We start from the raw sequence: 23,075 nt of genomic DNA on the forward strand, positions 1-23,075 counted from the left end.
AAGTCGGAGAGTAAATATGTTTGATATAATGGAACAACACAGCGAAGAAGCTGTAATAAAAGTAATCGGTGTTGGTGGCGGCGGCGGTAACGCAGTTGAGCACATGGTAAAACAACAAATAGAAGGTGTTCGTTTTATTGCAGCGAATACGGATGCACAAGCATTACGTAATTCAGCCGCTGATGTAACGGTACAATTAGGTACGCAAATAACCTCTGGGTTAGGTGCGGGTGCAAACCCTGAAGTAGGCCGTCAGTCGGCTGAAGAAGACGCAGAAACGATTCGTGCCAGCCTTGAAGGCGCCGATATGGTATTTATAGCGGCAGGTATGGGCGGCGGTACAGGGACCGGAGCAGCGCCAGTCGTGGCTAAAATTGCTAAAGAGCTGGGCATTCTAACCGTGGCAGTTGTAACGCGTCCATTTGATTTTGAAGGTAAAAAACGTGCTGCTGCTGCAGAGCAGGGGATTAGCGAATTGTCTGAAATCGTGGACTCGTTAATTACTATTCCAAATAACAAATTACTAAAAGTATTAGGTAAAGGGACAACTTTACTGGATGCGTTTGCTAAAGCAAATGACGTATTATTTGGTGCGGTACAGGGTATTGCTGAGCTAATCACACGCTCGGGTCTAATTAACGTGGATTTCGCCGACGTACGTACTGTTATGTCTGCAATGGGTACAGCCATGATGGGGACTGCATCTGCCTCGGGTCCTGATCGTGCACAAGAAGCAGCAGAAGCGGCTATTTCAAGCCCATTACTAGAAGACGTTGATTTAACCGGTGCTAAAGGTATCTTGGTTAATATTACTGCCGGCATGGATATCGCGATTGAAGAATTTGAAATCGTAGGTAATCACGTTAAGGCGCTAGCGTCTGAAAACGCAACGGTGGTTGTGGGTGCGGTAATCGACCCTGAAATGACAGACGAGCTACGTGTAACGGTTGTTGCAACTGGCTTAGGCGGCGATCGTCGTCCACAGTTTGGTATTGTAGATAATGGCTTTAAAAAAGCATCAGGTTCTGATGTAGCCAGTTCAAGCACGCAAACAAGCAGCAGCATGTATGTTCCTAGCTTTGCAAGCCAAGGCGCAAGTACAGAAGAGCCTGCAACGACTACGCAAACAGAATCAAAAGAGCAAAGCACATCGACGAGCTCTTCAAGTTCTTCAGCGAATACGTCGTCAAGCAGTGCTAAGAAAACAGATAAATCTGAAGGTGGCGATTATTTCGACATCCCTGCTTTTTTACGTAAACAAGCAGATTAATAAAAAACAGTACTTTTGTGCGAAATGTGAACGAATATTGTAGTTATACCGTATTTATGCTACACTCCGCCGTCTAACTGTAATATATACTAAAGTGAGCGAACCTATGATTAAACAGCGTACGATTGCACAAGTAGTCAAAGCCATAGGAATTGGACTTCATAAAGGTGAGAAGGTCACAATAACTCTCCGACCAGCGAGCGCAAATACTGGGATTGTATTTCGTCGTGTCGACCTTGATCCGGTTGTTGATTTTGAAACAACACCTGAAGCCGTTGGCGATACGCAATTGTGTACCTGTTTAATTAACAAAGATGGCGTTCGCTTATCGACTACTGAGCACTTAATTGCGGCGGTTGCGGCAATGGGTATCGACAATCTAATTGTTGAACTTGATAGCTCAGAAGTACCAATAATGGATGGTAGTGCATTGCCATTCATTTATTTATTACAAAAAGGCGGCATTGAAGAGCAAAATGTTGCAAAACGCTTTATTCGTATTAAAGAAAAAGTACGTATTGAAGAAGGTGATAAATGGGCCGAAGTAGAACCTTACGACGGATTCCACATCGATTTCGAAATTGCTTTTGATCACCCTGCAATCAATGAAAGCCGCCAACGTGTTGGTTTAGATATTACGGCACAAAGCTTTACTGAAGAGATAAGCCGTGCGCGTACTTTTGGCTTTATGAAAGACATTGAATACATGCATGCGAACAACCTAGCACTAGGTGGCAGCATGGATAGCGCAGTGGTACTTGATGAATTTAAAGTTTTAAATCCGAATGGTTTGCGTTACGCAGACGAGTTCGTCAAGCATAAGATACTAGACTGTGTAGGTGACATGTTTATGACAGGTCACAACCTTTTAGGCAAAGTAACCGCATTTAAATCAGGCCATGATTTAAATAATAAGTTACTACGCAAAATTATGGCAACAGAGTCAGCATGGGAGTGGGCAACCTTTGAAACGCCTGTGACGATGCCTGCACCCGGCCTTGAGCTAGCTAACGCCTAATTAGTTAATCACTTATATACAGTTATAAAAAATGACGCTTATTAGCGTCATTTTTTTGTTTGTTAATTAGCTAAACAGCTAAATTACACTCAGGCTTTTATTATCAAAGTCCTAATATAGTTTGCAACTGTTTAAGCTGGGTTACCTGATATGTTGGTTTAATTCCCTCTGGCAAGTTCACGCCAGGATGTTGCAGCCAACAAGTGTCAATTCCCACATTTTGACCGCCAAGAATATCACTGCTGGCGGTATCACCGACCATTAAAATTTGCTCTTTCGGTGGATTACCCATTAAGTTAAAGGTGTGCTCAAATATCTCTTTTGCAGGTTTAGCAATGCCGACTTGCTCAGAAATAACCAACCAGTCAAACATATCTTGCAGCCCTGTATGCGCTAGGCGACGTGCTTGTAACTGAGAAAAACCATTGGTAATAATGCCCAGCTTGGCATGGGGTTTAAGGGCATTTAATAATTCAACGGCGCCGGGTAAAGGCATACAAATTTCGGCCATTGCTGATAAAAAATCATCATTGAGCTGTTGAGCTGGCACATCTAGTTTATTTGCCAGTTCGCTAAAACGAGTTACTTGTAAGTGACTTGAGGTGATCTCGTTGTTTTGATAAGCAATCCATAATGACTTATTGGTGTTTTGATAATGGGCATAATCTGCCCCGGTAAAATCCATGTCATAGGTTGCTAGCATGTTTTTAAGGCCAGCAAAGGCATTAAAGCTAAATAAGGTTTCGTCGGCATCAAATAATACGTAGTTATACTTCATTAAAACATCCGTTATTGATTATATAGAGTGGGATTAAGAAAAGGCGCCATGGCGAGTGTCAGCGCTTGAGTATAGGTACTTTCTCGTGTTGCATGATGATCAGTTAACAAGCCAATAGCACCCCCTTGCTGTTTAATATTGGTGGTATTAAAGGCTTTATCCATCACGTCACCAAGCTCTTCACCTTGAAGCAATGCTTTATAAAACACAGTGGGCAGGGGTAAGTTACTGCTTCGGCCTGTAACTTGCTGTGCGCCATTATCAATAACTACATAGGCAAAGGTTGCCGCACCATAACTAAATTGCGCTGCACCACCTTCCATCGCCACATAGTAGTCTGCCTGATAGTGGTTTTTACAGTAATTAACGCGATTTTGTGCCCCTAAGCAGGTTTGCTCTTCACCTAAGGGTTGATCGGGTACCTCTGAGGGCGCGTGAACACCACTACATTCGATTACACGCTCAGGAAAATACATCGCAAAAATATGTTTAGCGGCATTGATTTTTACTGGGTTTTTAGACCCAACAATAATTTTAATTGATTGCGACATATTAAACTCGTCATACTTAAAATCAGCAGTGTACGTGAGTTAGGGTTCACAAAAAAGAGTCTAAATAGGAATTTCAGGCGGGGCTAACTTTGCTAAGGCGCGTTTTTTCAAAATAATATCTTTTATTAGAGGCGTGAGCACCAGTTCCATCGCGAGACCCATTTTACCACCAGGCACCACTAAGGTGTTTATACGCGACATAAAACTGCCTTCAATCATCCGCAAATAATACGGAAAATCAACATCATCAATCCCCCTAAAGCGAATCACAACAAAGCTTTCATCAAGGGAGGGGATATCTTTAGCGCTAAATGGGTTGGAAGTATCAACGGTGGGGACTCGCTGAAAGTTAATATGGGTACGAGAAAATTGCGGCGTTATATGATTAATGTAGTCATCCATACTGCGCACAATAGAGTCCATGACTTTTTCACGAGAGTGGCCGCGTTCTGAGGTGTCGCGAATGAGCTTTTGGATCCATTCAAGGTTAATAATAGGCACCATGCCAATGAGTAAATCAACATGTTTAGCAACATCATGATCTTCATCAACTACACCGCCATGTAGACCCTCGTAAAACATCAGATCTGTATTTTGCTCAAGTTCTTGCCATGGGGTAAATGTCCCAGGTAACTGGTTGTAAGGCACGGCTTCATCAAAGGTGTGTAAATAACGACGAAGTTTTCCTTCGCCGGTTTCACCGTATTTAGTAAATAAGTCTTCTAAGGCGCCAAAGTCGTTAGCTTCTCGGCCAAAATAGCTAATGTGTTTACTTTCTTGCTGTGCTTCACGAATTTTTTTGTCCATTTCAGGACGTGTATAACGATGAAAGCTATCACCTTCGATAAATGCCGCATTGATATCAAGGCTACGGAAAATATGCTTCACGGCGTTAGTGGTGGTTGTTGTGCCCGCTCCAGATGAACCGGTGATTGCAATAATAGGGTGTTTAGCTGACATGTTTGTTCTCTTTTTTATGACCCGTTAGTTATAAAGAGTTGACTGACTTAGGTCAAGTGACGTCATCAGTAAATAACGTTATCATGAGGTGCTTAAAATTAAAACGAGAGAAAGCATGAAACTGATTAAACCGTTGTTAGGGCTTATAGCTATAAATGCTTTAACGCTAGATATTGCTCAGGCAAGTATGCCTAAAAGCCAAATTTTGCTCGCCGATTTAAATACTCCACATGGTATACGTGTAAGCATTGTTAGTGATAAAACGAGCTATAACAATCAACCCCATTTAACCGACACCGGCCTATACTATACCCGAGAAATAATCAGTAATGACCAGAGTCAAACAGATATTGCGCTTTACAGCTTATCATCAAAACAAACGTCTATGGTCACTAATACGCCACAAAGTGAATACTCGCCCACTTTAACACCGGATGGGCAGCACTTATCGGCGATTGTCGTTGAAGATGATGGTAAACAAAAGCTATGGCAATATCCGTTGGCACCCGAGTTGGCTGCAAGTCGTATTTTTGATTGGATTGAACCTGTAGGCTATCACGCTTGGGGAAGTAACAACGATTTAGTGATGTTTATTTTAGGCGAACCACACACTTTGCAATATACCTCGGTTGCTGCGGCAAAAGGTGAGGTGGTAGCAAGCGATATTGGTCGCACGCTTATTTATAATAAAGTGCAGGCTGAGTTTTTATTTAGCCATAGTAAACACGGGCAGCATCACTTAGCGCGTTTTGATCCACAAACTAAGCAAGTTACCGATATACTTAGACTGCCAAACCAAGTACAAGACTTCATCTTAAAAGATGAAAATACCATTGCTTACGCAATTAAAAACCGTGTTTACCAGCGTAAATTAACACGCGGCTCTGCTATATCGCAGTGGCTTGATTTAAGCCAATATTGCGATACTGAAATAAGCCGGTTGAGTTATAAAAATCAGCAATTAGCTTTTGTGTGTAGTGAATAAATAAATTTCGGACTTTCACTCATGCATGAGTTAGTCTAGGGTCTGTTGACCTTTGCGGATTATAATTTGTTCAAACTAGGGGCGGTTTAATCGCGGCGCGAGGTTTGTAACCTAGTGGGCTAAGTCAAAACTGAGCAACAAAGAGTAAATCGCCCCTAGGCAGAACCCGAAGGGCAGTGCCTGTTTGGCATTGATGCTGCGTTATCGCCTATTTATGGGGAATAACCACATTACATATGCTTTACCTTGCCTAAATACCAAACAGACTGCTGCAAATTTAACTTTGAAAGGTCAACAGACCCTAACCCCCTATTAAATAAAAAGGAAAGTCACGTGGCATTTAGTGCAGACGAGTTAACCGAGCAGCTGATCAAACTAGAGTGTAGAAGTAACTTTAAAATAAAAAACATAGCTGAGTATATGCTAGTAAACTCTAAAGAAGCGTTTTATACCCATGCGGAAGCAGGTAAAGGTAAAATTGTGATCCGACCTGCATTTGAAGTGTTTAGCGATGACTTTACTGATATTGATGGGGTTGTGCGTACTCAAGGCTATTTTCATAGCAGTGAAATGACCCGTTTTCCTACCCGTATTTATAAAAGTACGCAGCCTATTCATTATGGTGTCGCTTTTAAAATTAACTCTGAACAAGCGGCAAAAGAGTTTATAGCAAAGCTAACGATGATTATTGGCGGTTAATAGAGTGGTGCAGGGCTAAAGGCAAAAGGTGCAAGATAAAATCTTTAACCTTTAACCTTTAGCCTTTAACCCTTAACCTTTAGTTTATTTACTATTTAAAAAGCTATTGACTGATTTCAGTTCACGGTTTTTAAGTGCAATACAGTCATTGGTGCTCTCTGCAAGTTTACTTAACGTACGCGCATAACCGGGTACAGCTTCCAGTTTAGCGTCAAAGAAACTTTGCGTCGTAGCTAAACTGTCAGCGTCACAGCTGGCGGTAGTAAAGTAAGGTAAGTTTGGCACAAAAAATGGTGGCAAGCTTGCTGTTACTTTATCGTAGTTGTTATAAATCCAATCAATAAACAGTGCTTGGCGTTCATCGGTGTAACTTTGACCCGATAAAATAGTACGCATATCAGAAGCCGTTACTTCGTCTGTTAAGCTATACGCCAGTACCGCTTTTTGTAGTTCAGGTTTACCAAAGTAACCCATTGCTGCCAGCATATTGGTACGCACTTGTGGATCTTTGGTGGTTTTAAAGGTTGTCATAAACTGATCTAGCAACGCCTTATCCCCATGAAAAGCCGCAAGACGTAAATAAGTACCTGCTAAATAAGGGTCTACCTTTTGTGGATCGTTTAAGTAAGCTTGTGTTTGCTGTTTGGCTTTATTGATCACATTTTTATCTTCACCATCAAACCCTAAGCGTGATACCACCGCGGCACGAAGTTGAGCTACTGCGCCATCTTCGCCCATTTTTGCTTCTAGGCCATATTTTTTAGCGGCAGGCATCACCGCATTTTGAATAAACGTAGGCCATAAATCTTTATTGCTATCGTCTTTAAAAGTACGCTGCTGTGACGCTAAATAACCTAAAGCAGTATTAGCAACACGCGGATGACTATCGCTGGCAAATACTTCAAGCGTTTGCATTAATTTAGCCGCTGAAATGACACCGGCATCAAGTAGGGCATCTGTTGCCGATAATAGGGCTAAGCGTTCACGGTCGTTTAATACCCTAGCTGCATTATCTATTAACGCATTAAATTGCGCATCATCCATTACCCAACGGTAATAACCTAGCGCGCCTTGATCTGGATAAATCCACTCTGGTTCAAAGTCTAATGCTAGCGTTTGGCTTTGTTTATTTAATAATACATTGGCTGTTTGTACTTTATCGCCAGCACCATATTTAATCGCAACCGGTACATTCCACAGTTGAGCAGGGGCTTCAACACCGGCATTGGCAAAACGACTTTGCGAAATCGTAATGCTTTTACCTTGCTGCTTAACGTTAATTAGCGGGAATGACGACTGTTCAATAAACGATTTTAAAACGCTCGCTACATCTTTATTTGAAGCCTTACCAAGTGCTTCCCATAAATCGGCAGCTTCTGCATTTTTATAGGAGAATTCTTTTAAGTAGTTCTGAATACCAGCTTGAAATGCCTCTTCGCCAATCCAGTTTTCAACCATCGCCAGTACTGAGCTGCCTTTGCTGTAGGCAAGGCCTAAACCGTCCATAATATCGGCTTCGGTTTTAATTGGTTTACGAATTGGCTTAGTGCTTAAACGTGCATCTAACGCCATTACGTTGTTTTGTGGTAAATCTAGGTGTGATTCAAACTCAGGATTAAGCTGCTTAGTAATTTTTGCCGCCATCCAGCTTGCAAACGCCTCGTTTAACCATAAGTCGTTCCACCACTTCATAGTCACTAAGTTACCGTACCATTGGTGAGCTAATTCATGGGCAATAATAGAGACATTACGTTGTTTTTTACTACGCGTTGCAGCTTCTAAATCAACCAGAAGAATATCTTCGCGGTAAGTCACTAAGCCTGAGTTTTCCATAGCGCCAAACGGAAACTCTGGAACAGCCACTGAATCTAGCTTTTTATATACATAAGGAATACCAAAGTACTCTTCAAGTGCGCCCAGTACTTTAGGCATGTTCTCTTTTGCATATTGCGCTAAATGAATTTTACCTTGTGGGGTGATCACACGCCCAGGAATAGGCATGCCTTTAATTTCTAGCTCTTCAAATGGACCTACAGCCATAGCCACTAAGTAAGATGGAATTGGTGGCGTTTTATCAAAGTAATGGGTGGTCATATCGCCATTCACCGTCGTTTTTAGCTCAGGTGTATTTGAATACACTTTTTGTGAGGTGGGGGCGGTAATGGTTAACTGAAACGGAATTTTATAGCTTGGTTCGTCAAACACCGGAAATGCACGGCGCGCATCACTCATTTCAAATTGCGTGAACAAGTACGGAACGCCTTGATCTAGGGTTTTATATAACCCCACACTCTGGCGGTTATAAGGCGCTGAAAAATCTATTTTTAAGGTGTATTTACCTGGCTGAATTTGCTCTTCACAGCTAAATTTAACTTTACCTGTTTTAAGCATTTCGCTGTTTAAATCACAGTTTTGCTCACCTAGGAGTTGCACCATTTTAGTTGCATAATCAACACCATTGAGCTCAATGTAGTGTGTTGGTTTGAGCACTTCTAAGCTGATCTCGGTCATTCCTGTAAAGGTATCCTGACTTGGGTCGAGCGTTAAAGCGACTTTTTGTGAACTTGGCTTTGCGAGTTTTTCAATGACGAATTCGTTAGCGTGAGCAGCATTCATCGCAAGCGCAACGCTCACGGTTAAGAGGCTTTTTAAAAACATAGTTATCCCTAGATTTTTTGTTGTTAGAAACAGTCATATAGACGGCACTTCATCCTAACAGCTTTTTTTACTAGAGTAAGCGCAGATAGCTAAGGAAAAGAGTAACAAAGTTTGTCAGTGGCTATCTCGGGCTAAAAACCGCTGCCAATGAATATGGGAATTGATAACCCGGATCTGTTGTAGTACCTTATTTAACAAGGCTATATCGTTAAAGTTATCATGAGGGTAATCATTAAAGCCCATTAAATAATTAAAGCAGTCTTTGTTGCCTGCTTGCAGGGCATAAATACGAATTTGCTGTTCAAAGTTAAGCCGTAAGCTACTAATGGCGGTTTTCATACCGAGTTGATCCACCGAAGGAATTGCACATTTTTGCAAATACCCCGCGCGTTCACCTTCTCCCGAAAACCATATGCGCACTTTTTCGCTATAGCGCCCTGTTTTAGCAGGAAGATCGAACATTAAACGGGAGTGATTTTGTGCTTTTACATAAGCTAAATAGTCATTAAACCCAGCGCTAATAAGGGCGTGATGAACAGGCACTAAACGTGGCTTAATTTTACCGTGGGTATGAAAACTAAAACAGAGAATATTATTTTTAAGTATTAGGTCATCAAGGGTTAAGCAGCCAATTTCATCACTGTAAGCGCCACTGTAATAAGCAATTAAGGGCAGCCAAAAATGCCAGTGTTTAGCTTGTTCGCGGGCAAGCCGTGTATCACTATAAATATATCCGTTATAGAGCGTATGCAGCTCCATAGCTGAAAATGGACGACGACCAAGATGGGTTTTCAACGTATTACCTTGACAGTTTTTATTATTTTTATACCCCAACTAACCGTTGCTGTTAGTTGGGATAATGTCAGCGAACTAACGCCTAAAACTTATTCGCTTAGCGCGCGAGCTAAACCAACTGGTTCAATTTCTACACACACCTGATCGTCATTCCAATTTAAACCCACTAATGCATCATCAGATTTTAGGTCTTCAACCCAATCATCTAAAAACTCATCAAGGTTTATTTCTACAGGGCTGTAGTCTTGCCACTCTTCTTTACATTGTGCTTGTGCTGCGTCTTGTGATTCCCACAGTAAAAGTACATCGGTGTCGTCAAACTGATTTGACTCACATACAACAAAGCCACCATCATCGGCACCCAGTGCCCAGATCTGCTCACTAACACGTACTTTTTCTACAAAGCTAACTAGTTGTGATTCAATTTCGATATCGCTCATGTATCCACCTTTTAAAATTTAAGTCGAGGGTTGGTATTTTTAGCCGCTTGACGCTGACTAAACGCTTCATAAAACTTAACTAATTGCGGCTGCGCGCTAAAATCAGTGAGTTCACGAAAGCATATCCAATCAAGTAAGCAGTATAAACTGATGTTGAGGCATTCACAGCTTTTAAATTCATCATCGCATAAATGATCATTTAAATAGTGTAATGTTTGCGCAACTCGCTCATTTTGCAGATTAAAAAACAGCTTATCGGCTTGCGTATCAAATCCAGAACGTTGGCATAACAGTAATTCAACGAATGAATCATTGCAGGCATTGATGCTAGGGCCTGTTGACCTTTACGGATTAAAATTTCTTCAAACTAGGGGCGATTTAATCGCGGCGCGAGGTTTGTAACCTAGTGGGCTAAGTAAAAACCGAGCAAAGCTTCCGCGTCCTGCTCACGCCCCTTACCTACATCCATGTAGGCAACAAAGAGTTAATCGCCCCTAGGCAGAACCCTTCGGGCAGCGCCTGTTTGGCATTAATGCTACGTTATCGCCTATTTATGGGGAATAACCACACCACATAGGCTCTGCCTTGCCTAAATACCAAACAGACTGCTGTAAATTTAACCTTGAAAGATCAACAGGCCCTAATTAAAAAGTGCTCTTGAGGCCATGTAAGTGGGGGTTGCTGGGTTTTTTCAAGTAAATAACGCAGTATGGTATTTGAATCACTTAGGGTAAGCGTGTCATCGACCAATATAGGAATTTTGGCTGCTGGATTTTTTGTGACCACCAACGGCCGATCGTCTTTAGAAAAAATATCGAGATTAATAAATTCAAGCGCACAATTGTTTTGTTGTGCCCAGATTCTAATACGGCGAACATAAGGGGAAGGAATAGAGCCAAATAGTTGCATAATGGGGCTTTTGCCAACTCCACATAAATAAAAAGCCGCTGATGCGGCTTTATTAATAAATCGATTTACTTACTCTGAGCGGCTGGTTATTTCTAATAAATGGTAACCAAACTGTGTTTGTACAGGGCCTTGTACTTGATTTAGCGGCGCTGAAAATACCACCTTGTCAAATTCAGGCACCATCATACCTGGGCCAAACTCACCTAATGCACCACCATCTTGACCTGATGGACAATTAGAGTGCAGTTTAGCGAGTTCTGCAAAGTCTTCACCTTGCTCAATTTTATCTTTAAGGTCTAAACATTGTGCTTCACTGTCTACGAGTATGTGCCTTGCACTTGCAACTGCCATAAGTTCTCCTACCTGTAAGTTTAGTTTTTTAAATTTGATAGCAACATCTTAGTAAGGTTAAACTGAAAACACAAAGTTAAAATGCACTTTTGATTGTGCTTTCTAGTTTTGCTGAATCCGGTGCTACGCGGCTGTTAAAGCGCGTAATCGTTTTGCGATCGGCCGATACCACGTATTTATAAAAGTTCCAGTTTGGTGAACTGGTTTGGGCGTTTAAATGCTTGAAAATAGGGTTTGCGTCACTACCACGTACTGCGCTGGTGGCCAGCATAGGGAAAGTAACACCATAATTTACATAACACACTTTTGCGGTATCTTTTTCATCGTTCTCTTCTTGAAAAAAATCATCTGATGGAAAGCCTAATACCACCAAGCCTTCGTCTTTGTATTTATTATAAAGCGCTTCTAAACCTTCAAATTGCGGCGTAAAACCGCAGTTACTCGCAGTGTTAACAATTAAAAGAGGCTGGTTTTTAAAATCGCATAAGTTAATGGTTTCAGTTGAGCGCAACTTTCTAAGTGAAACATTCGTGAAATCATTGCAGGTGTTTGCATCTAATGAAGGGGCGGGCGAGTCTGCGGCATATGTATTTAGCGAAACACAACTTAACGCGAGGGTTAAACCAAGTATTATTTTTTTTATCATGCTATTACCTTAAGCGCGTTTTTAGAGTATTTATGTAACTTATCATACGCTACTATAGGCTAAATTGATCAATTTTACTTTATTTTCTATGACTATACGTTTAGCAAAACCTGATGATTTAACTGCCATTGTTGCTATTTACAATGAAACTATCCCTAGTCGAATGGTCACCGCCGATACCGAAGAGGTGACCGTCGCTGATAAACAACCTTGGTTTGATAGCCATACTGCTCAACGCCCTATTTTTGTTTACTGTGAGAACAACCAAGTATTAGCGTGGCTTAGTTATAAATCGTTTTATGGTCGCCCAGCTTACGATGGCACCGTTGAGTTAAGCATTTACATTACGGCAGCAGCCCAAGGAAAAGGGTTGGGTAAAAAGCTGATGCAATTTGCACAACAACAAGCCAAGCAGCTTAATATAGAAGTATTACTTGGGTTTATTTTTAGTCACAACGAACCGAGCATTAAATTATTTAAGCATTTTGATTTTGCAGTATGGGGAGAGCTGCCTAACGTAGCAAGAATGGACAATCAGCTGTACAGCCTGACTATTTTTGGTAAGCATTTAACCTAGTACCATAACAAAAGGCAGCAAAATTCACTTTTACGTAGGTGATTATGCTAAACCAAAAATTCTAGACTATGCTGAAAAGGTGTTTAATTAACTCTTTAAAGTGTGTCTAAATGGCGAGAAAAATACTTATTATTGATAGCAGTAGCATGATTGCTATGCGCTTAAAAGTGTTATTAGAACTAATTGGCTGCCAAGTTGAATTAGTCCACTTTGCTATGTTTGATGAAAATACAGACATAGACATTTATGACTTACTGGTATTTTCTCAAGGCGTGCCAACCGATGTTGTATCGATAGTTGTTGAAAAAGCGACTTATCAATCATTTTTGTTATTAGCGCCAAAAGCGGAATCAGGGGAGTTGCTTAGCGCATTTTCCAAATTAAATGACTTGATACCCAATGCCACCATTATCTACCCCTTCTTTTCTAATAAAGAAATAACGTCTTTAATTGAGGCCTTATTAGAGATAGGTCCAGATCACATTTTTAAACTACCGACAATTTTACTCGTTGACCATGTTAATGAGCGATTAGAGTCACTCAAAAGTAGCCTTTATGGCGCTCATATTGAGGTATACACCGCAACAAACCATGATGAAGCAATTAATATTGCCAAGCTCAGGAGTATTGATATTTTAATCAGTGACTTTAGCTTACAACCGGGTTCTGGTTTAGAGATATTTTCGAGTTTAAAAAAAATACAACCGCATAGTCGTTGCTTGTTAGTAACCTCACGCCCTGAACAATCTATGTTAGAAGCCATTCGCCAAGGTGTTGAAGATGTTTTAATCAAGCCTTTAAATGACAATGTGTTACTACAAGCTGTACATAAATTATGGCAAACCGAGCTGCTAAAACGTCACAATGCTGAGCTAGTAGAAAGATTACAAGAAACAGTTGATGTGCTGATTGAAAAAGACAGCCTACTGCAGGTCATTTTTAAAAATACCCCCGATCCTATTTTATTATTTGAACGCAAAGGCAAGATAGTCGAGGCCAATGATGCCTGCTTAAAATTATTTAATTTAAAGTTTAAAAAGCTCATTGCTCACTCGTTATTTCATTTTTTAGATGATGACTCGGTGCAGGCAATAAAAGATAAAATCTCTACATTAAACAGTAATCGTCAGTTTAGTTGTGACTTACACATTGTAAATAAAGACGGAAGTAAAATTCCGCTAGTTGGATCATTTAATGAAATAGACCACCATGGCGAAATAGCGTTAGCGGTTATTTTTAAAAATGTTAGCCATTTAAAACAAAAAGAAGATCTACTGTTGGAAGCCAAAGATCTTTTAGAAGAGCAAGTAAGGGCACGTACTTCACAGCTTGAGCATGCGAAAAATATTGCCGAAGCGGCTAATCTAAGTAAATCAGAGTTTTTGGCAAATATGTCGCATGAGCTAAGAACCCCTATGCACTCTATATTGAGCTTTTCACGTTTTGGTATTAGCAAGTTACAAGAGGGTGATTTTAGCAAAGATAAACTTTTGAAGTATTTAACTCGTATTGAATCAAGTGGGCAAAGACTACTATCGTTACTTAATAATTTACTCGACCTTTCTAAATTAGATGTTGGTAAATTTCCATTCAACCCACGGGCTTATGATTTAGCGACTATTGTTAAAACCAGTATTGATGATGTTGCCGGTATTGCTATTGAAAAAGATATAAATATTGTTTTTAGCTCTGATAACGCGCCGATTGTTGCACAGTGCGATGAAGAGCAAATAAATCAGGTTTTGAGAAATGTATTGAGTAATGCACTCAAATTTAGTGAAGAGCACAGTACTGTTGAAGTTGTCATGCAAAGAGACGATGACAATGCAAACATTGCAGTGATAGATAGCGGTATTGGAATACCTGAAGAGGAACTTGAAATGGTTTTCAATAAATTTGAGCAAAGCAGTAAAACGAATAGTGGTGCAGGTGGAACCGGGTTGGGTCTTACCTTGTGTCGTGAGTTTGTTTCATTGCATCAAGGCAGTATTAAAGCATGCAATAACAGCCTTGGTGGAACAACAATTTCGATACAAGTTCCTTTAGAAATAAACTTAGATGAATACCTAGCTGATGAGCAATTAGTGAAAAATAGCGGCTAACAATCGAATTGTTTTAATTTATATGGATGAAAAATTATGGCTTTAACTAAAATTCTTGCAGTCGACGATGAACCATTTAACCTCGAAATAATTGAAGAAATATTAGAGGATCTTGATTTTGAACTTAAGCTAGCTTCAAGCGGCCCTGAATGCTTAAGTATGGTTGAAGAGTATATGCCTCAAGTTATATTACTTGATGTAAGTATGCCAAAAATGAATGGTTATGAAGTATGTAAAGAGCTTAAAGCTAACCCCATTACCCATGACATCATCGTGATGTTTGTATCTGCAAGAGGTACGGTTGAGGAGCGCATGGAAGGTTATTCAGTAGGCGCGGAAGACTATATTGTAAAACCGTTTGGGCACGACGAATTAAAGCAAAAACTGAATAAACTAAATCAAGTCTTAATAGAAAAACAACAGCTTGAAAAGCAAGTAAAAGAAGCGACCTCTACCGCCTTTAATGCCATGGCAAATAGCAGCGAAATGGGTCAGATAGTAAATTACATTGAAAATATTGGTTTTATTAACGATATACAAGAGCTTGGCAAAGCATTAGTAGAATGCTTACAGGCATTTGGCCTACAAAGTAATATTGAATTTAGATGTAACGATACTAAGTCGCACTTTGCGCTCAATGGGGTGTGTTCTCCAATTGTAATTGAGTTATTTGAAATGCTTAAAAGCAAAGGACGATTGCATGAGTTTTCTCATCGCATTTTGGTTAACTACGAGCTTGTGAGTTTACTGATTTTAAATATGCCAGAGCATGACGAGCAAAAGCACGGACGCATACGTGATCATATTTGCTTTATTGTAAGTGTAACCGAGCAACAATTACGAGCCATTACCACCAAGCAGATGCTGGTATCGCAGCAGGAGCGGTTAAATAAAGTTGCTGGTACTGTGCATAGTAAGTTTCATCGTTTAATTGGGATGTTGAACGACAGTCGTATTAATAACGAAAAAGTATTTAAGCATTTACAAGAAGAACTCGAAGAGCGGATCCCAACTATGGGATTGGATGAAGACCAAGAAATTTTTATTTATAAAAAAGTAGACGAAACCATACAAAACTCGGTTGCACGTCAGGAGTCAGTAGATCAAGTTAAAAAAGCCTTTGCAGAAATAGAGCAAGATCTTGCTTTATTGTTGAAAGGTTAAAGGTGCGGGTTACGGGCTGCGAGGCGCGGGCTAAACTCGTCGCTACGATTAGGCAGATAGCTTGTATCAGCGACATTATGTCGCGTTTTTTAGGCAATAGGCTTATGCGTCTCTGGGTAGGCCTTTTTCAACAATCCGTATTAGCCGTGCTGTTTTGCGCAGCTTTTGTCTTTGTTTATCATGTTGCTGGGTAAGTGCCCATTCTATGTGCTCATTCACCATGTCACTGACCGTTTTGCGTTTATCTTCAAGTGCATGAATAATCGCTGGGCTAAAATCTGCGTTGCCTAAGCCAACCGCTATATTTCGTAACCAACGCTCATGGCCAATACGCCGAATAGGGCTGCCCTCGGTATTTGTTAAAAAGGTAGTTTCATCCCAGGCAAATAATGCGAGTAAGTCTTTATTTTTTAATTGTGTACGGGGGTGGAAGTCTTGCTCGTCGGTAATTTGTCCATAGCGATTCCATGGGCACACTAACTGGCAATCATCGCAACCATAAATGCGGTTACCCATTAAGGTTCGGTATTGCTCTGGAATAGCCCCTTGATGCTCTATGGTTAAATACGATATGCATTTACGTGCATCTACCACATAAGGTTCTACAATAGCGCCGGTAGGGCAAAGGGTTATACAGGCAACACATTTACCACAACCTTCGAACGTGTTTTCATCATCAATAGGCAGTGGTAAATCTACAAATAACTCGCCTAAAAAAAACCAAGAACCAGCCTCTTTATTGATTAATAAAGAATGTTTACCTCGCCAGCCAAGCCCTGCTTTTTCAGCTAATTGACGCTCAAGCACTGGCGCTGAATCAACAAAAGGCCTAAAGCCATAGTCACCTACCTGCTGTTCAATTTTTTTACCTAATTGCTTGAGCCGATTACGCATTAATTTGTGATAGTCACGGCCAAGCGCATAGCGGCTGATATAGGCTTTCTCGTTATTTTTAAGGTTTTTGGCAAAGCCTGAATCTGGCGGCAGGTAATTCATTTTTACTGAAATAACTCGTTGCGTGCCAGGGACTAGTTCGCTAGGGCGGGCGCGTTTCATTCCATGTGCAGCCATGTAACCCATTGAACTATGATACCCTGCATCAAGCCAACGCTGAAGCTGTGCTTCATGCTTAGTTAAATCAATGTCAGTAATGCCCACTTCACTAAAGCCAAGTTGTTGGCCCCATAATTTTATTTGCTGGGCTAGCTGTTCATAGTTTGGTTTTACGTCGCTCACATACTTCACACAGTTAAATGACAAGCCGCTTAATTTAGCATAATCGCGGCTTGGGTGAAATTGTTATTGCCTAATCTACAAAGCGTTTTAACTGTTGTTGGGTTTGTTGGCTTAGCTTTTGTGATTGTTCAGAATCATGCAGTGCTGTATCTATTTGTTGCTTGGCTTGTTCGCCTAGCGCCACAATTTGCTCAACCGATTCATGCGTTTGGTTTTGGGTATCTTCGAGCAAGTGTACGGCATTGGCTATTTGCTGCAATTGTTGTTGATTATGTTCAAACTCATTGAGCATTTTACCAAACCCATCAGAGGTGGTGTTAATTGATGTTTGCGCATTATTTGAGTGGTTTATTAATTGCTCTGACTCTTTATTCGTTTCATTAACGAGCTCATTCATTTGGGTAATAAAATCACTAATTTGGCGTGTTGCGTCGCTTACTTTTACCGATAGGGTACGAACTTCATCGGCAACCACGGCAAAACCTCGCCCCGCTTCACCAGCGCGTGCCGCTTCTATGGCTGCATTTAGTGCTAATAAGTTAGTTTGATCCGAAAACTCTTCAACCATTTTTAAAATACTGCGAATGTTTTCGCTGTTCTCTTTCAAGCCCGCAATCGTTTTAGAAAAACTACCCAGCATTTCATTAATAAGCCTTACCTGCTCAACTAGTTTTGATAGCTCACCAGCAGAGAGCTTTACAAAATTAAGGTGTTCATTATTGACCTGATGTACGCTATCAGTGTTGCTTACTATAGCCTGCAGGCTTTGGGTAATTTGATTACTGGCATTAATAATGGTGTGGCTTAAATTAATTTGCTGCTCACTCAATTGTTCAGTGTGTTGCATTGATTGCGTTACTTGGCTGTTACTCTGCACACTCTCTTGGGCGCTGGTATAGGTAGTGCTTAATAAACTATTTAAATGGGTAGTAAATTGATTGTATTGCTCACTTAAGTCTCTAAATTCATCAAACGTGAAATGGGGTAATTTGGCTGCTAAATTCGCATCTTGTTGATTAATATTAATGAGCGTATCGCGCATTGCTTTTACCGGGCGCACAATTAAAAAGCGCATATAAAAAATAGTAAAAATAAAGCCTGCAATAATAAGTAGCGCAAGTGCCCAAAATAAGCCAGTGCTTTGCTGGTTTTCGGTTAAGCTACTGTGCAACCAAAACAAAGTAATGGCTTGAAATAAAAAAACAAAACTTAAATTCCCAACTATTTTTCGGGTTAAAGTATAAAACAGTGTTTGTTCTAAAAAATTATAAATACGCATGTAGCTACTCATTAAATAGTGACCTACTAAATTATTGTTTTTATAGCATAAATGGCAATTAAATAATTAGTTATAGTTCATTTAATTGCGCTAAATAATGCTTAGTTCGTTCAGGGTCGTTAGTAAAAATACCATCAACACCACAGGCAAGCATCAGTTTAATATCTTCGACTTCATCTACGGTGTAAGCAAATACTTGTAAACCGCGCATTTTGGCATCGTCTACAAACGGTTTGTTCATAAAGTTTTTGTCAATATGAATGCTGTAGGCCTGTAAGTCTTGTGCAAACTTTGCATACTGCAATGGAATTGATGCAGTAAGTGCGCCAATTTTAAGCCACGGTAAACGGCTCTTTAGCCAGTGTAGTTGATGATGATTAAATGATGAAACTAAAATATTGTCTGCGGTTATTTTTTTGTTCGCAATGTTACTTTCAAGCACGGTTGCAAACTTTTCAAGTTCAAAGGTATGCTTTAGCTCTAAATTGAGTAAGGTTTGGTTATTATTCCAGTCTATTAATTGCTGCAAAGTAGGGACTTGTTCGCCATTTCCTGCATCAAACTGTTTAATTTGCTGGGCACTAAAGTCGCACACTTTGCCTTTGCCATTAGTGGTTCTATCGAGGTAGGTATCGTGAATAATAACGTAATCATCAAGCGCGCTTTGTACATCAACCTCAATGCCATCTACATTCGCTTTTAACGCCGCTATAATGGCGCTTTGCGTATTTTCGGGGAAGTGTGTGCTTGCGCCTCTATGTGCAAATATTTTCATGGCTGCTTTTTCCGTGAAATTGACCAAGTTTCAAAGCACGCAGCACTAACAATCAGTGCGCCACCAATCAGGGTCATCACTGAGGGGCGTTCGTGCAGAATAATTATAGCCAGTATTGTGCCATAAAGGGGCTGTAAGCAAGAAATCAATCCAGCGGTTGCTGCTGATAAATGTTTTAAACTCGCTGCAAATAACGAATGCGGCATCGCAGTAAACACCACACCGGCAATAAGCAGCAATATTAAATCAGTATCATTAATTTCTGTTATGGGCACTTCAATAAAAGCACACAGCATCAGGCTTGCCACTAAGGTTTGGTAAAACATGGTTTGCGGTCCACCATACTCGCTAAAGTAGCGTTTATGAGTAATATTACGAAGAGCAAAAAATAATGCTGATACCACGCCCGTCACAACACCTAAAGTGATGTCATCGCCTAAATTAACGTTAGGGATCAATAAATAAATGCCAAAAATCACCACCACAGCACTTATTATATCTTTTGTTTTGGGCTTACTTTTATTAAATAGGGGTTCTAAAAATACCGTGATCACGGGATAGGTAAAAAAGGCTAACATGCCCACGGTAATTCCCGCCAATTGCATGCCTGCAAAATAGGTTACCCAGTGAATACCTACGGCAACGCCTAATAAAATGGCAATCACATAATCTTTAGCGCGATGCAGCTTAATTGGTTTTTTTTGCAAAGTTAGTAGCACACAAATTGCCAGCCCAGCGATAGCCGCGCGATAAGCGGTAATATCTAATGCATTCAAACCAATTAGCTTTGCGAATAAGGCGGTACCGCCAAATAAAAGGACAGCAATATGTAAATAAATTAAGCTTTGTTGTTGGGACTGCATTAAATTTCCAGGTCACTTTTTTTGGCTATATTAGCATTGCTTTTACACTCAGAAGATGAATTTTTCTATTTCATGACAAATGTCAGCCAAGTTAATGACATTTCACACTCTTATCTATTTTACCCACTGGCATAGTTACCTTACTTATATTGGAGGGTGTTATGAATTCTTTAATTTTAACAAGCTTAAGCATTAGCGATTTTTTAGAAACACTAAGTTTTACTATCACTTATGTAGATTGTTTTATGTTCGTATGCATTTTTATGTTATTTGTATTTATTAATAAAAAGAGTGCTATAAATAAAAATAATAGGCCAGAGGTATTGGTATGAGCTCGGTTAACAGGTTTTCTCAGCAAAGCGATAAAGATTTTTGGAAATATGGTCATTTAGTTTTTACCGGTTTTTATTTACTCCCGATGATCATTGATTTTGCTAACTTTACGGCTCATCAAATCACTCTGTCTTTAGCCTTTTATATTGCGTTTATATTGTTATATGTAAAAGCAATAAATTGCAAAAATGGGGGAGTAACTAAGTTATTTATCGCTATGTTACTGGTGTGTTTTAGTGCCACTTTTTATAGCGCTGGTACACCAACCTTATTTGGCTTTATAGCTTATGTAGCGGGCTATACATATAGCAATTATCAAAGAGTTTATGCCGCATTAGCGATAATTTTAACTGTTTTGCTAAGTTCCTATGTGGGCGATATAGCCAAGCTTGAGTACTTTTTAGCGGTGGCTTTAATTTTATGTGCGGCCCTATTTAGCTATGGTATAGCGGCAAAAAGAGAGCGCGAACATAAAAAGCGCGAACAAGAAAGCGCAAAGCAATTGGAGCAACTAGCAGCCATTGCTGAGCGTGAACGCATAGCCCGAGATTTACACGATATTTTAGGTCACTCACTGTCATCAATAGCTTTAAAAGCTGAGCTTGCGAATAAACTAAATCAAGGTGAACGATACGATCAGGCCAATAACGAAATAGCCCAAGTAGCAAACCTTGCAAGGCAATTGCTTAGCGATGTAAGAAACGCGGTAAGCGATTTAAAGCAACTCGATCTAGTGAGCCAAATCGCACAGCTAAAACAAACGCTTATAGCGCAAGGTTTTAACATAAAATTTAACGTTAATTTAGCGACCTTACCCGTTAAAGTAGAGGGCATTGCGAGCCTTATTATTAAAGAGTCGGTTACTAATTTATTACGCCATAGCAGTACAAAAAACGGTTCTATCAATATAGAGCAAACAAAGCAGCAATTAGTTATCAACGTTATTGATAATGCGCCATGCACTACATTAAAAGCAGGTAATGGTTTAAATGGCATTAAAGAGCGGGCTGAGCAATTAAATGGCAATGCAACATTTACCTGTGGCGACACATTTACTTTAACTGTTGTGCTGCCACTGAGTGCTGAGGATTTAAAATGATCAAAGTTTATTTAGTTGAAGACCAAGCGCTGGTTCGCGACGCAGTTGCAGCCTTATTAAGCCTTGATTTCAATATTGAGGTGATTGGTCAAGCAAGTAATGGCCAAGATGCGTTAAATGAAATCAACGCGCTTAGTGAAGACTTACACCCAGATATTGTTTTAACAGACATAGAGATGCCAAGCATGAATGGTATTGAGCTTAGTGAACAAATAGCCGCTAAGCACCCTGCAATTAACATGGTAATTATGACCACCTTTTCGCGAGCCGGTTATATTAGGCGTTCTTTAAGTGCGGGTGTTAAAGGTTTTATTTTAAAAGAAGCGCCAAGCGAAGAGCTAATCAATGCGCTTAAAAAAGTAATGCAAGGGCAAAAGGTGATTGACCCAGAGCTGGCAATTAACGCATTAGACGATACCGATCCACTCACAGATAAAGAACGCAAAGCGTTAAAACTTGCAAGTGATGGCTTAAAAACCAGCGAAATAGCAAAACAGCTTTATATAAGTGAAGGCACAACGCGTAATTATTTATCCGATGCAATTGCTAAACTCAATGCCACAAACCGAATTGATGCAGCACGTATAGCCCGACAAAAAGGGTGGTTGTAATTGCGCGAATATTTAAACGCTATGGCTTAAGCTCTCGCTTCTTTAATGGTTACAAAAATAGACGCTTTATAAATTTCATACAACGTATTACTATTCTATTTATAATTATAAAAGTAATGAAAAGTGCTAAAAGCGCAGCTAAAAGCACTAAATGAGGGTCTAATGACAGCATTAATAGAAATTACCACGCAAGGAAGCACGGCTATCCTTACTATGAATACAGCAGAAAACCGCCATAATCCAACCTTTATAAACGAGTTTAATCAACACCTAGATACGATTGAGGCTAACGAGCATATTAAAGCGGTGGTGTTAACTTCAAGCAGCGATAAAAGTTGGTCGTTAGGCATTGATTTACAGTGGATGGCAAACCCTGACAACACACCACAAATAATTGCCGATTTTATGAACTCGATAGGTGCCTTGTTTAAACGTATTGTTACTTTTCCTATGCCTATTATTGCCGCGCTAAACGGCCACACTTATGGTAATGGTTCGGTACTGGCGTGTGCCTGTGATTTTCGTTTTATGAAATCAGACAAAGGCTTCTTTTGTTTCCCCGAAGTCGATGTATTAGTGCCGTTTGTACCGTCTATGTTTCCGATTATTAATAAAGCGATTAATCCGCAATTTTTTAACCGCTTAGCCATGACCGGTGAGCGCGTTGATGCGCAAAAATTATTACAACATAACGTTATAGAGGCCACCTTTGCTGATGAGCAAGCCTTGCAAACGGGTGTGTTAGAGTTTGCGCAAAGCTTTAATAAAAATCGCTGGATATACTCTCAAAACAAAACCCAAATGAACAAACCAATACTCGATGTTATGGCTGCACAAGATGCGGCTTTTATTGAACACATCAGCACGCTATTGTGGAAGAAACTACAGCAAAAGTAAGCTGTTTATATAAAAGTGAGTAAACATCAGCACTTCTATTTTACTCACTTTTAAGCTCTTAAATTAAGTACATGTTAAG

The 23,075-nt window shown here is 40.1% G+C and carries 23 protein-coding genes and 1 pseudogene; 10 read left to right on the plus strand and 14 right to left on the minus strand.

Annotated elements, in window-relative coordinates; genetic code table 11:
• The first annotated feature begins 16 nt into the window (after positions 1–16).
• Positions 17–1,270: a cell division protein FtsZ gene (gene ftsZ, locus KK487_RS02605; RefSeq protein WP_024601202.1), complete on the plus strand. Its 1,254-nt coding sequence runs from the start codon at positions 17–19 to the stop codon at positions 1,268–1,270.
• A gap of 106 nt (positions 1,271–1,376) precedes the next feature.
• Complete coding sequence (lpxC, locus tag KK487_RS02610) at positions 1,377–2,288, plus strand: UDP-3-O-acyl-N-acetylglucosamine deacetylase (RefSeq protein ID WP_013464062.1); 912 nt, start codon at positions 1,377–1,379, stop codon at positions 2,286–2,288.
• Between the two features lie 103 nt (positions 2,289–2,391).
• Here lpxC and yjjG read toward each other — a convergent pair whose 3' ends face one another.
• From yjjG to KK487_RS02625, 3 genes are read right to left on the minus strand one after another with little or no spacing between them, the layout of a single operon-like run.
• Positions 2,392–3,066 (minus strand): pyrimidine 5'-nucleotidase, encoded by a 675-nt coding sequence (gene yjjG / locus KK487_RS02615; protein WP_138764654.1) that lies wholly within the window; start codon positions 3,064–3,066, stop codon positions 2,392–2,394.
• Positions 3,067–3,077: 11 nt separating this feature from the next.
• On the minus strand, positions 3,078–3,617 hold the full coding sequence (gene yjjX / locus KK487_RS02620; RefSeq protein WP_024601200.1) for an inosine/xanthosine triphosphatase: 540 nt from the start codon (positions 3,615–3,617) through the stop codon (positions 3,078–3,080).
• 60 nt (positions 3,618–3,677) lie between these two features.
• A complete protein-coding gene (locus tag KK487_RS02625) occupies positions 3,678–4,577 on the minus strand; it encodes a phosphoribulokinase (RefSeq protein ID WP_008114793.1) in 900 nt (299 codons plus the stop codon).
• Positions 4,578–4,692: 115 nt separating this feature from the next.
• Between KK487_RS02625 and KK487_RS02630 the strand changes: the two genes are divergently transcribed.
• Positions 4,693–5,562, plus strand: coding sequence for a TolB-like translocation protein (locus tag KK487_RS02630; RefSeq protein ID WP_036956007.1), 870 nt, complete (start codon positions 4,693–4,695; stop codon positions 5,560–5,562).
• Positions 5,563–5,895: 333 nt separating this feature from the next.
• On the plus strand, positions 5,896–6,261 hold the full coding sequence (locus KK487_RS02635; RefSeq protein WP_013464067.1) for a hypothetical protein: 366 nt from the start codon (positions 5,896–5,898) through the stop codon (positions 6,259–6,261).
• Positions 6,262–6,345: 84 nt separating this feature from the next.
• On the opposite strand, the gene KK487_RS02640 is transcribed toward KK487_RS02635, so the two are convergent.
• The 7 genes and pseudogenes from KK487_RS02640 to KK487_RS02665 all read right to left on the minus strand — a co-directional run bounded on the left by KK487_RS02640 (position 6,346) and on the right by KK487_RS02665 (position 12,060).
• Positions 6,346–8,919, minus strand: coding sequence for a M1 family metallopeptidase (locus KK487_RS02640; protein WP_036956010.1), 2,574 nt, complete (start codon positions 8,917–8,919; stop codon positions 6,346–6,348).
• Positions 8,920–9,033: 114 nt separating this feature from the next.
• Positions 9,034–9,714 carry a site-specific integrase gene (locus tag KK487_RS02645; protein ID WP_013464069.1) on the minus strand — a complete coding sequence of 227 codons (681 nt, stop codon included), beginning with the start codon at positions 9,712–9,714 and terminating at the stop codon, positions 9,034–9,036.
• A gap of 89 nt (positions 9,715–9,803) precedes the next feature.
• Positions 9,804–10,154 carry a DUF2750 domain-containing protein gene (locus tag KK487_RS02650; protein WP_013464070.1) on the minus strand — a complete coding sequence of 117 codons (351 nt, stop codon included), beginning with the start codon at positions 10,152–10,154 and terminating at the stop codon, positions 9,804–9,806.
• 11 nt (positions 10,155–10,165) lie between these two features.
• A pseudogene (locus KK487_RS18515) lies at positions 10,166–10,483 on the minus strand (glutathione S-transferase family protein); the annotation flags it as partial.
• A gap of 301 nt (positions 10,484–10,784) precedes the next feature.
• The gene (locus KK487_RS02655; protein WP_013464072.1) at positions 10,785–11,063 is read right to left on the minus strand and encodes a glutathione S-transferase family protein; all 279 of its coding nucleotides are present in this window, start codon (positions 11,061–11,063) and stop codon (positions 10,785–10,787) included.
• Positions 11,064–11,132: 69 nt separating this feature from the next.
• Positions 11,133–11,414 (minus strand): peptidylprolyl isomerase, encoded by a 282-nt coding sequence (locus KK487_RS02660; protein WP_013464073.1) that lies wholly within the window; start codon positions 11,412–11,414, stop codon positions 11,133–11,135.
• Positions 11,415–11,490: 76 nt separating this feature from the next.
• The gene (locus KK487_RS02665) at positions 11,491–12,060 is read right to left on the minus strand and encodes a glutathione peroxidase (RefSeq protein ID WP_024601214.1); all 570 of its coding nucleotides are present in this window, start codon (positions 12,058–12,060) and stop codon (positions 11,491–11,493) included.
• A gap of 88 nt (positions 12,061–12,148) precedes the next feature.
• Between KK487_RS02665 and KK487_RS02670 the strand changes: the two genes are divergently transcribed.
• The 3 genes from KK487_RS02670 to KK487_RS02680 all read left to right on the plus strand — a co-directional run bounded on the left by KK487_RS02670 (position 12,149) and on the right by KK487_RS02680 (position 15,903).
• Positions 12,149–12,637, plus strand: coding sequence for a GNAT family N-acetyltransferase (locus tag KK487_RS02670; RefSeq protein ID WP_013464075.1), 489 nt, complete (start codon positions 12,149–12,151; stop codon positions 12,635–12,637).
• 110 nt (positions 12,638–12,747) lie between these two features.
• Positions 12,748–14,739, plus strand: a complete 1,992-nt coding sequence (locus KK487_RS02675) for an ATP-binding protein (RefSeq protein WP_024601215.1) — start codon at positions 12,748–12,750, stop codon at positions 14,737–14,739.
• Between the two features lie 36 nt (positions 14,740–14,775).
• Positions 14,776–15,903 (plus strand): response regulator, encoded by a 1,128-nt coding sequence (locus KK487_RS02680; RefSeq protein WP_024601216.1) that lies wholly within the window; start codon positions 14,776–14,778, stop codon positions 15,901–15,903.
• A 102-nt stretch (positions 15,904–16,005) separates the two neighbouring features.
• Here KK487_RS02680 and queG read toward each other — a convergent pair whose 3' ends face one another.
• The 4 genes from queG to KK487_RS02700 all read right to left on the minus strand — a co-directional run bounded on the left by queG (position 16,006) and on the right by KK487_RS02700 (position 20,056).
• Entirely contained in the window at positions 16,006–17,139 is a 1,134-nt protein-coding gene (gene queG, locus KK487_RS02685) for a tRNA epoxyqueuosine(34) reductase QueG (protein WP_215521967.1), read from the minus strand.
• Between the two features lie 70 nt (positions 17,140–17,209).
• Positions 17,210–18,430, minus strand: coding sequence for a methyl-accepting chemotaxis protein (locus tag KK487_RS02690; protein WP_024601218.1), 1,221 nt, complete (start codon positions 18,428–18,430; stop codon positions 17,210–17,212).
• Positions 18,431–18,488: 58 nt separating this feature from the next.
• Complete coding sequence (locus tag KK487_RS02695; RefSeq protein WP_024601219.1) at positions 18,489–19,193, minus strand: glycerophosphodiester phosphodiesterase; 705 nt, start codon at positions 19,191–19,193, stop codon at positions 18,489–18,491.
• Positions 19,190–20,056: a DMT family transporter gene (locus tag KK487_RS02700; protein ID WP_024601220.1), complete on the minus strand. Its 867-nt coding sequence runs from the start codon at positions 20,054–20,056 to the stop codon at positions 19,190–19,192. The genes KK487_RS02695 and KK487_RS02700 overlap by 4 nt, the downstream gene beginning before the upstream one ends.
• A 328-nt stretch (positions 20,057–20,384) precedes the next feature.
• Here KK487_RS02700 and KK487_RS02705 point away from each other — a divergent pair, with 328 nt between their 5' ends.
• From KK487_RS02705 to KK487_RS02715, 3 genes are all read left to right on the plus strand, one after another.
• On the plus strand, positions 20,385–21,488 hold the full coding sequence (locus KK487_RS02705; RefSeq protein WP_024601221.1) for a sensor histidine kinase: 1,104 nt from the start codon (positions 20,385–20,387) through the stop codon (positions 21,486–21,488).
• A complete protein-coding gene (locus KK487_RS02710; RefSeq protein ID WP_013464084.1) occupies positions 21,485–22,099 on the plus strand; it encodes a response regulator transcription factor in 615 nt (204 codons plus the stop codon). Before KK487_RS02705 ends, KK487_RS02710 begins: the two co-directional genes overlap by 4 nt.
• 162 nt (positions 22,100–22,261) lie before the next feature.
• Entirely contained in the window at positions 22,262–22,996 is a 735-nt protein-coding gene (locus KK487_RS02715) for an enoyl-CoA hydratase/isomerase family protein (protein ID WP_024601222.1), read from the plus strand.
• Positions 22,997–23,075 lie beyond the last annotated feature (79 nt).

Source organism: Pseudoalteromonas sp. SiA1, assembly GCF_018732205.1.
Taxonomy (GTDB): domain Bacteria; phylum Pseudomonadota; class Gammaproteobacteria; order Enterobacterales; family Alteromonadaceae; genus Pseudoalteromonas; species Pseudoalteromonas tetraodonis.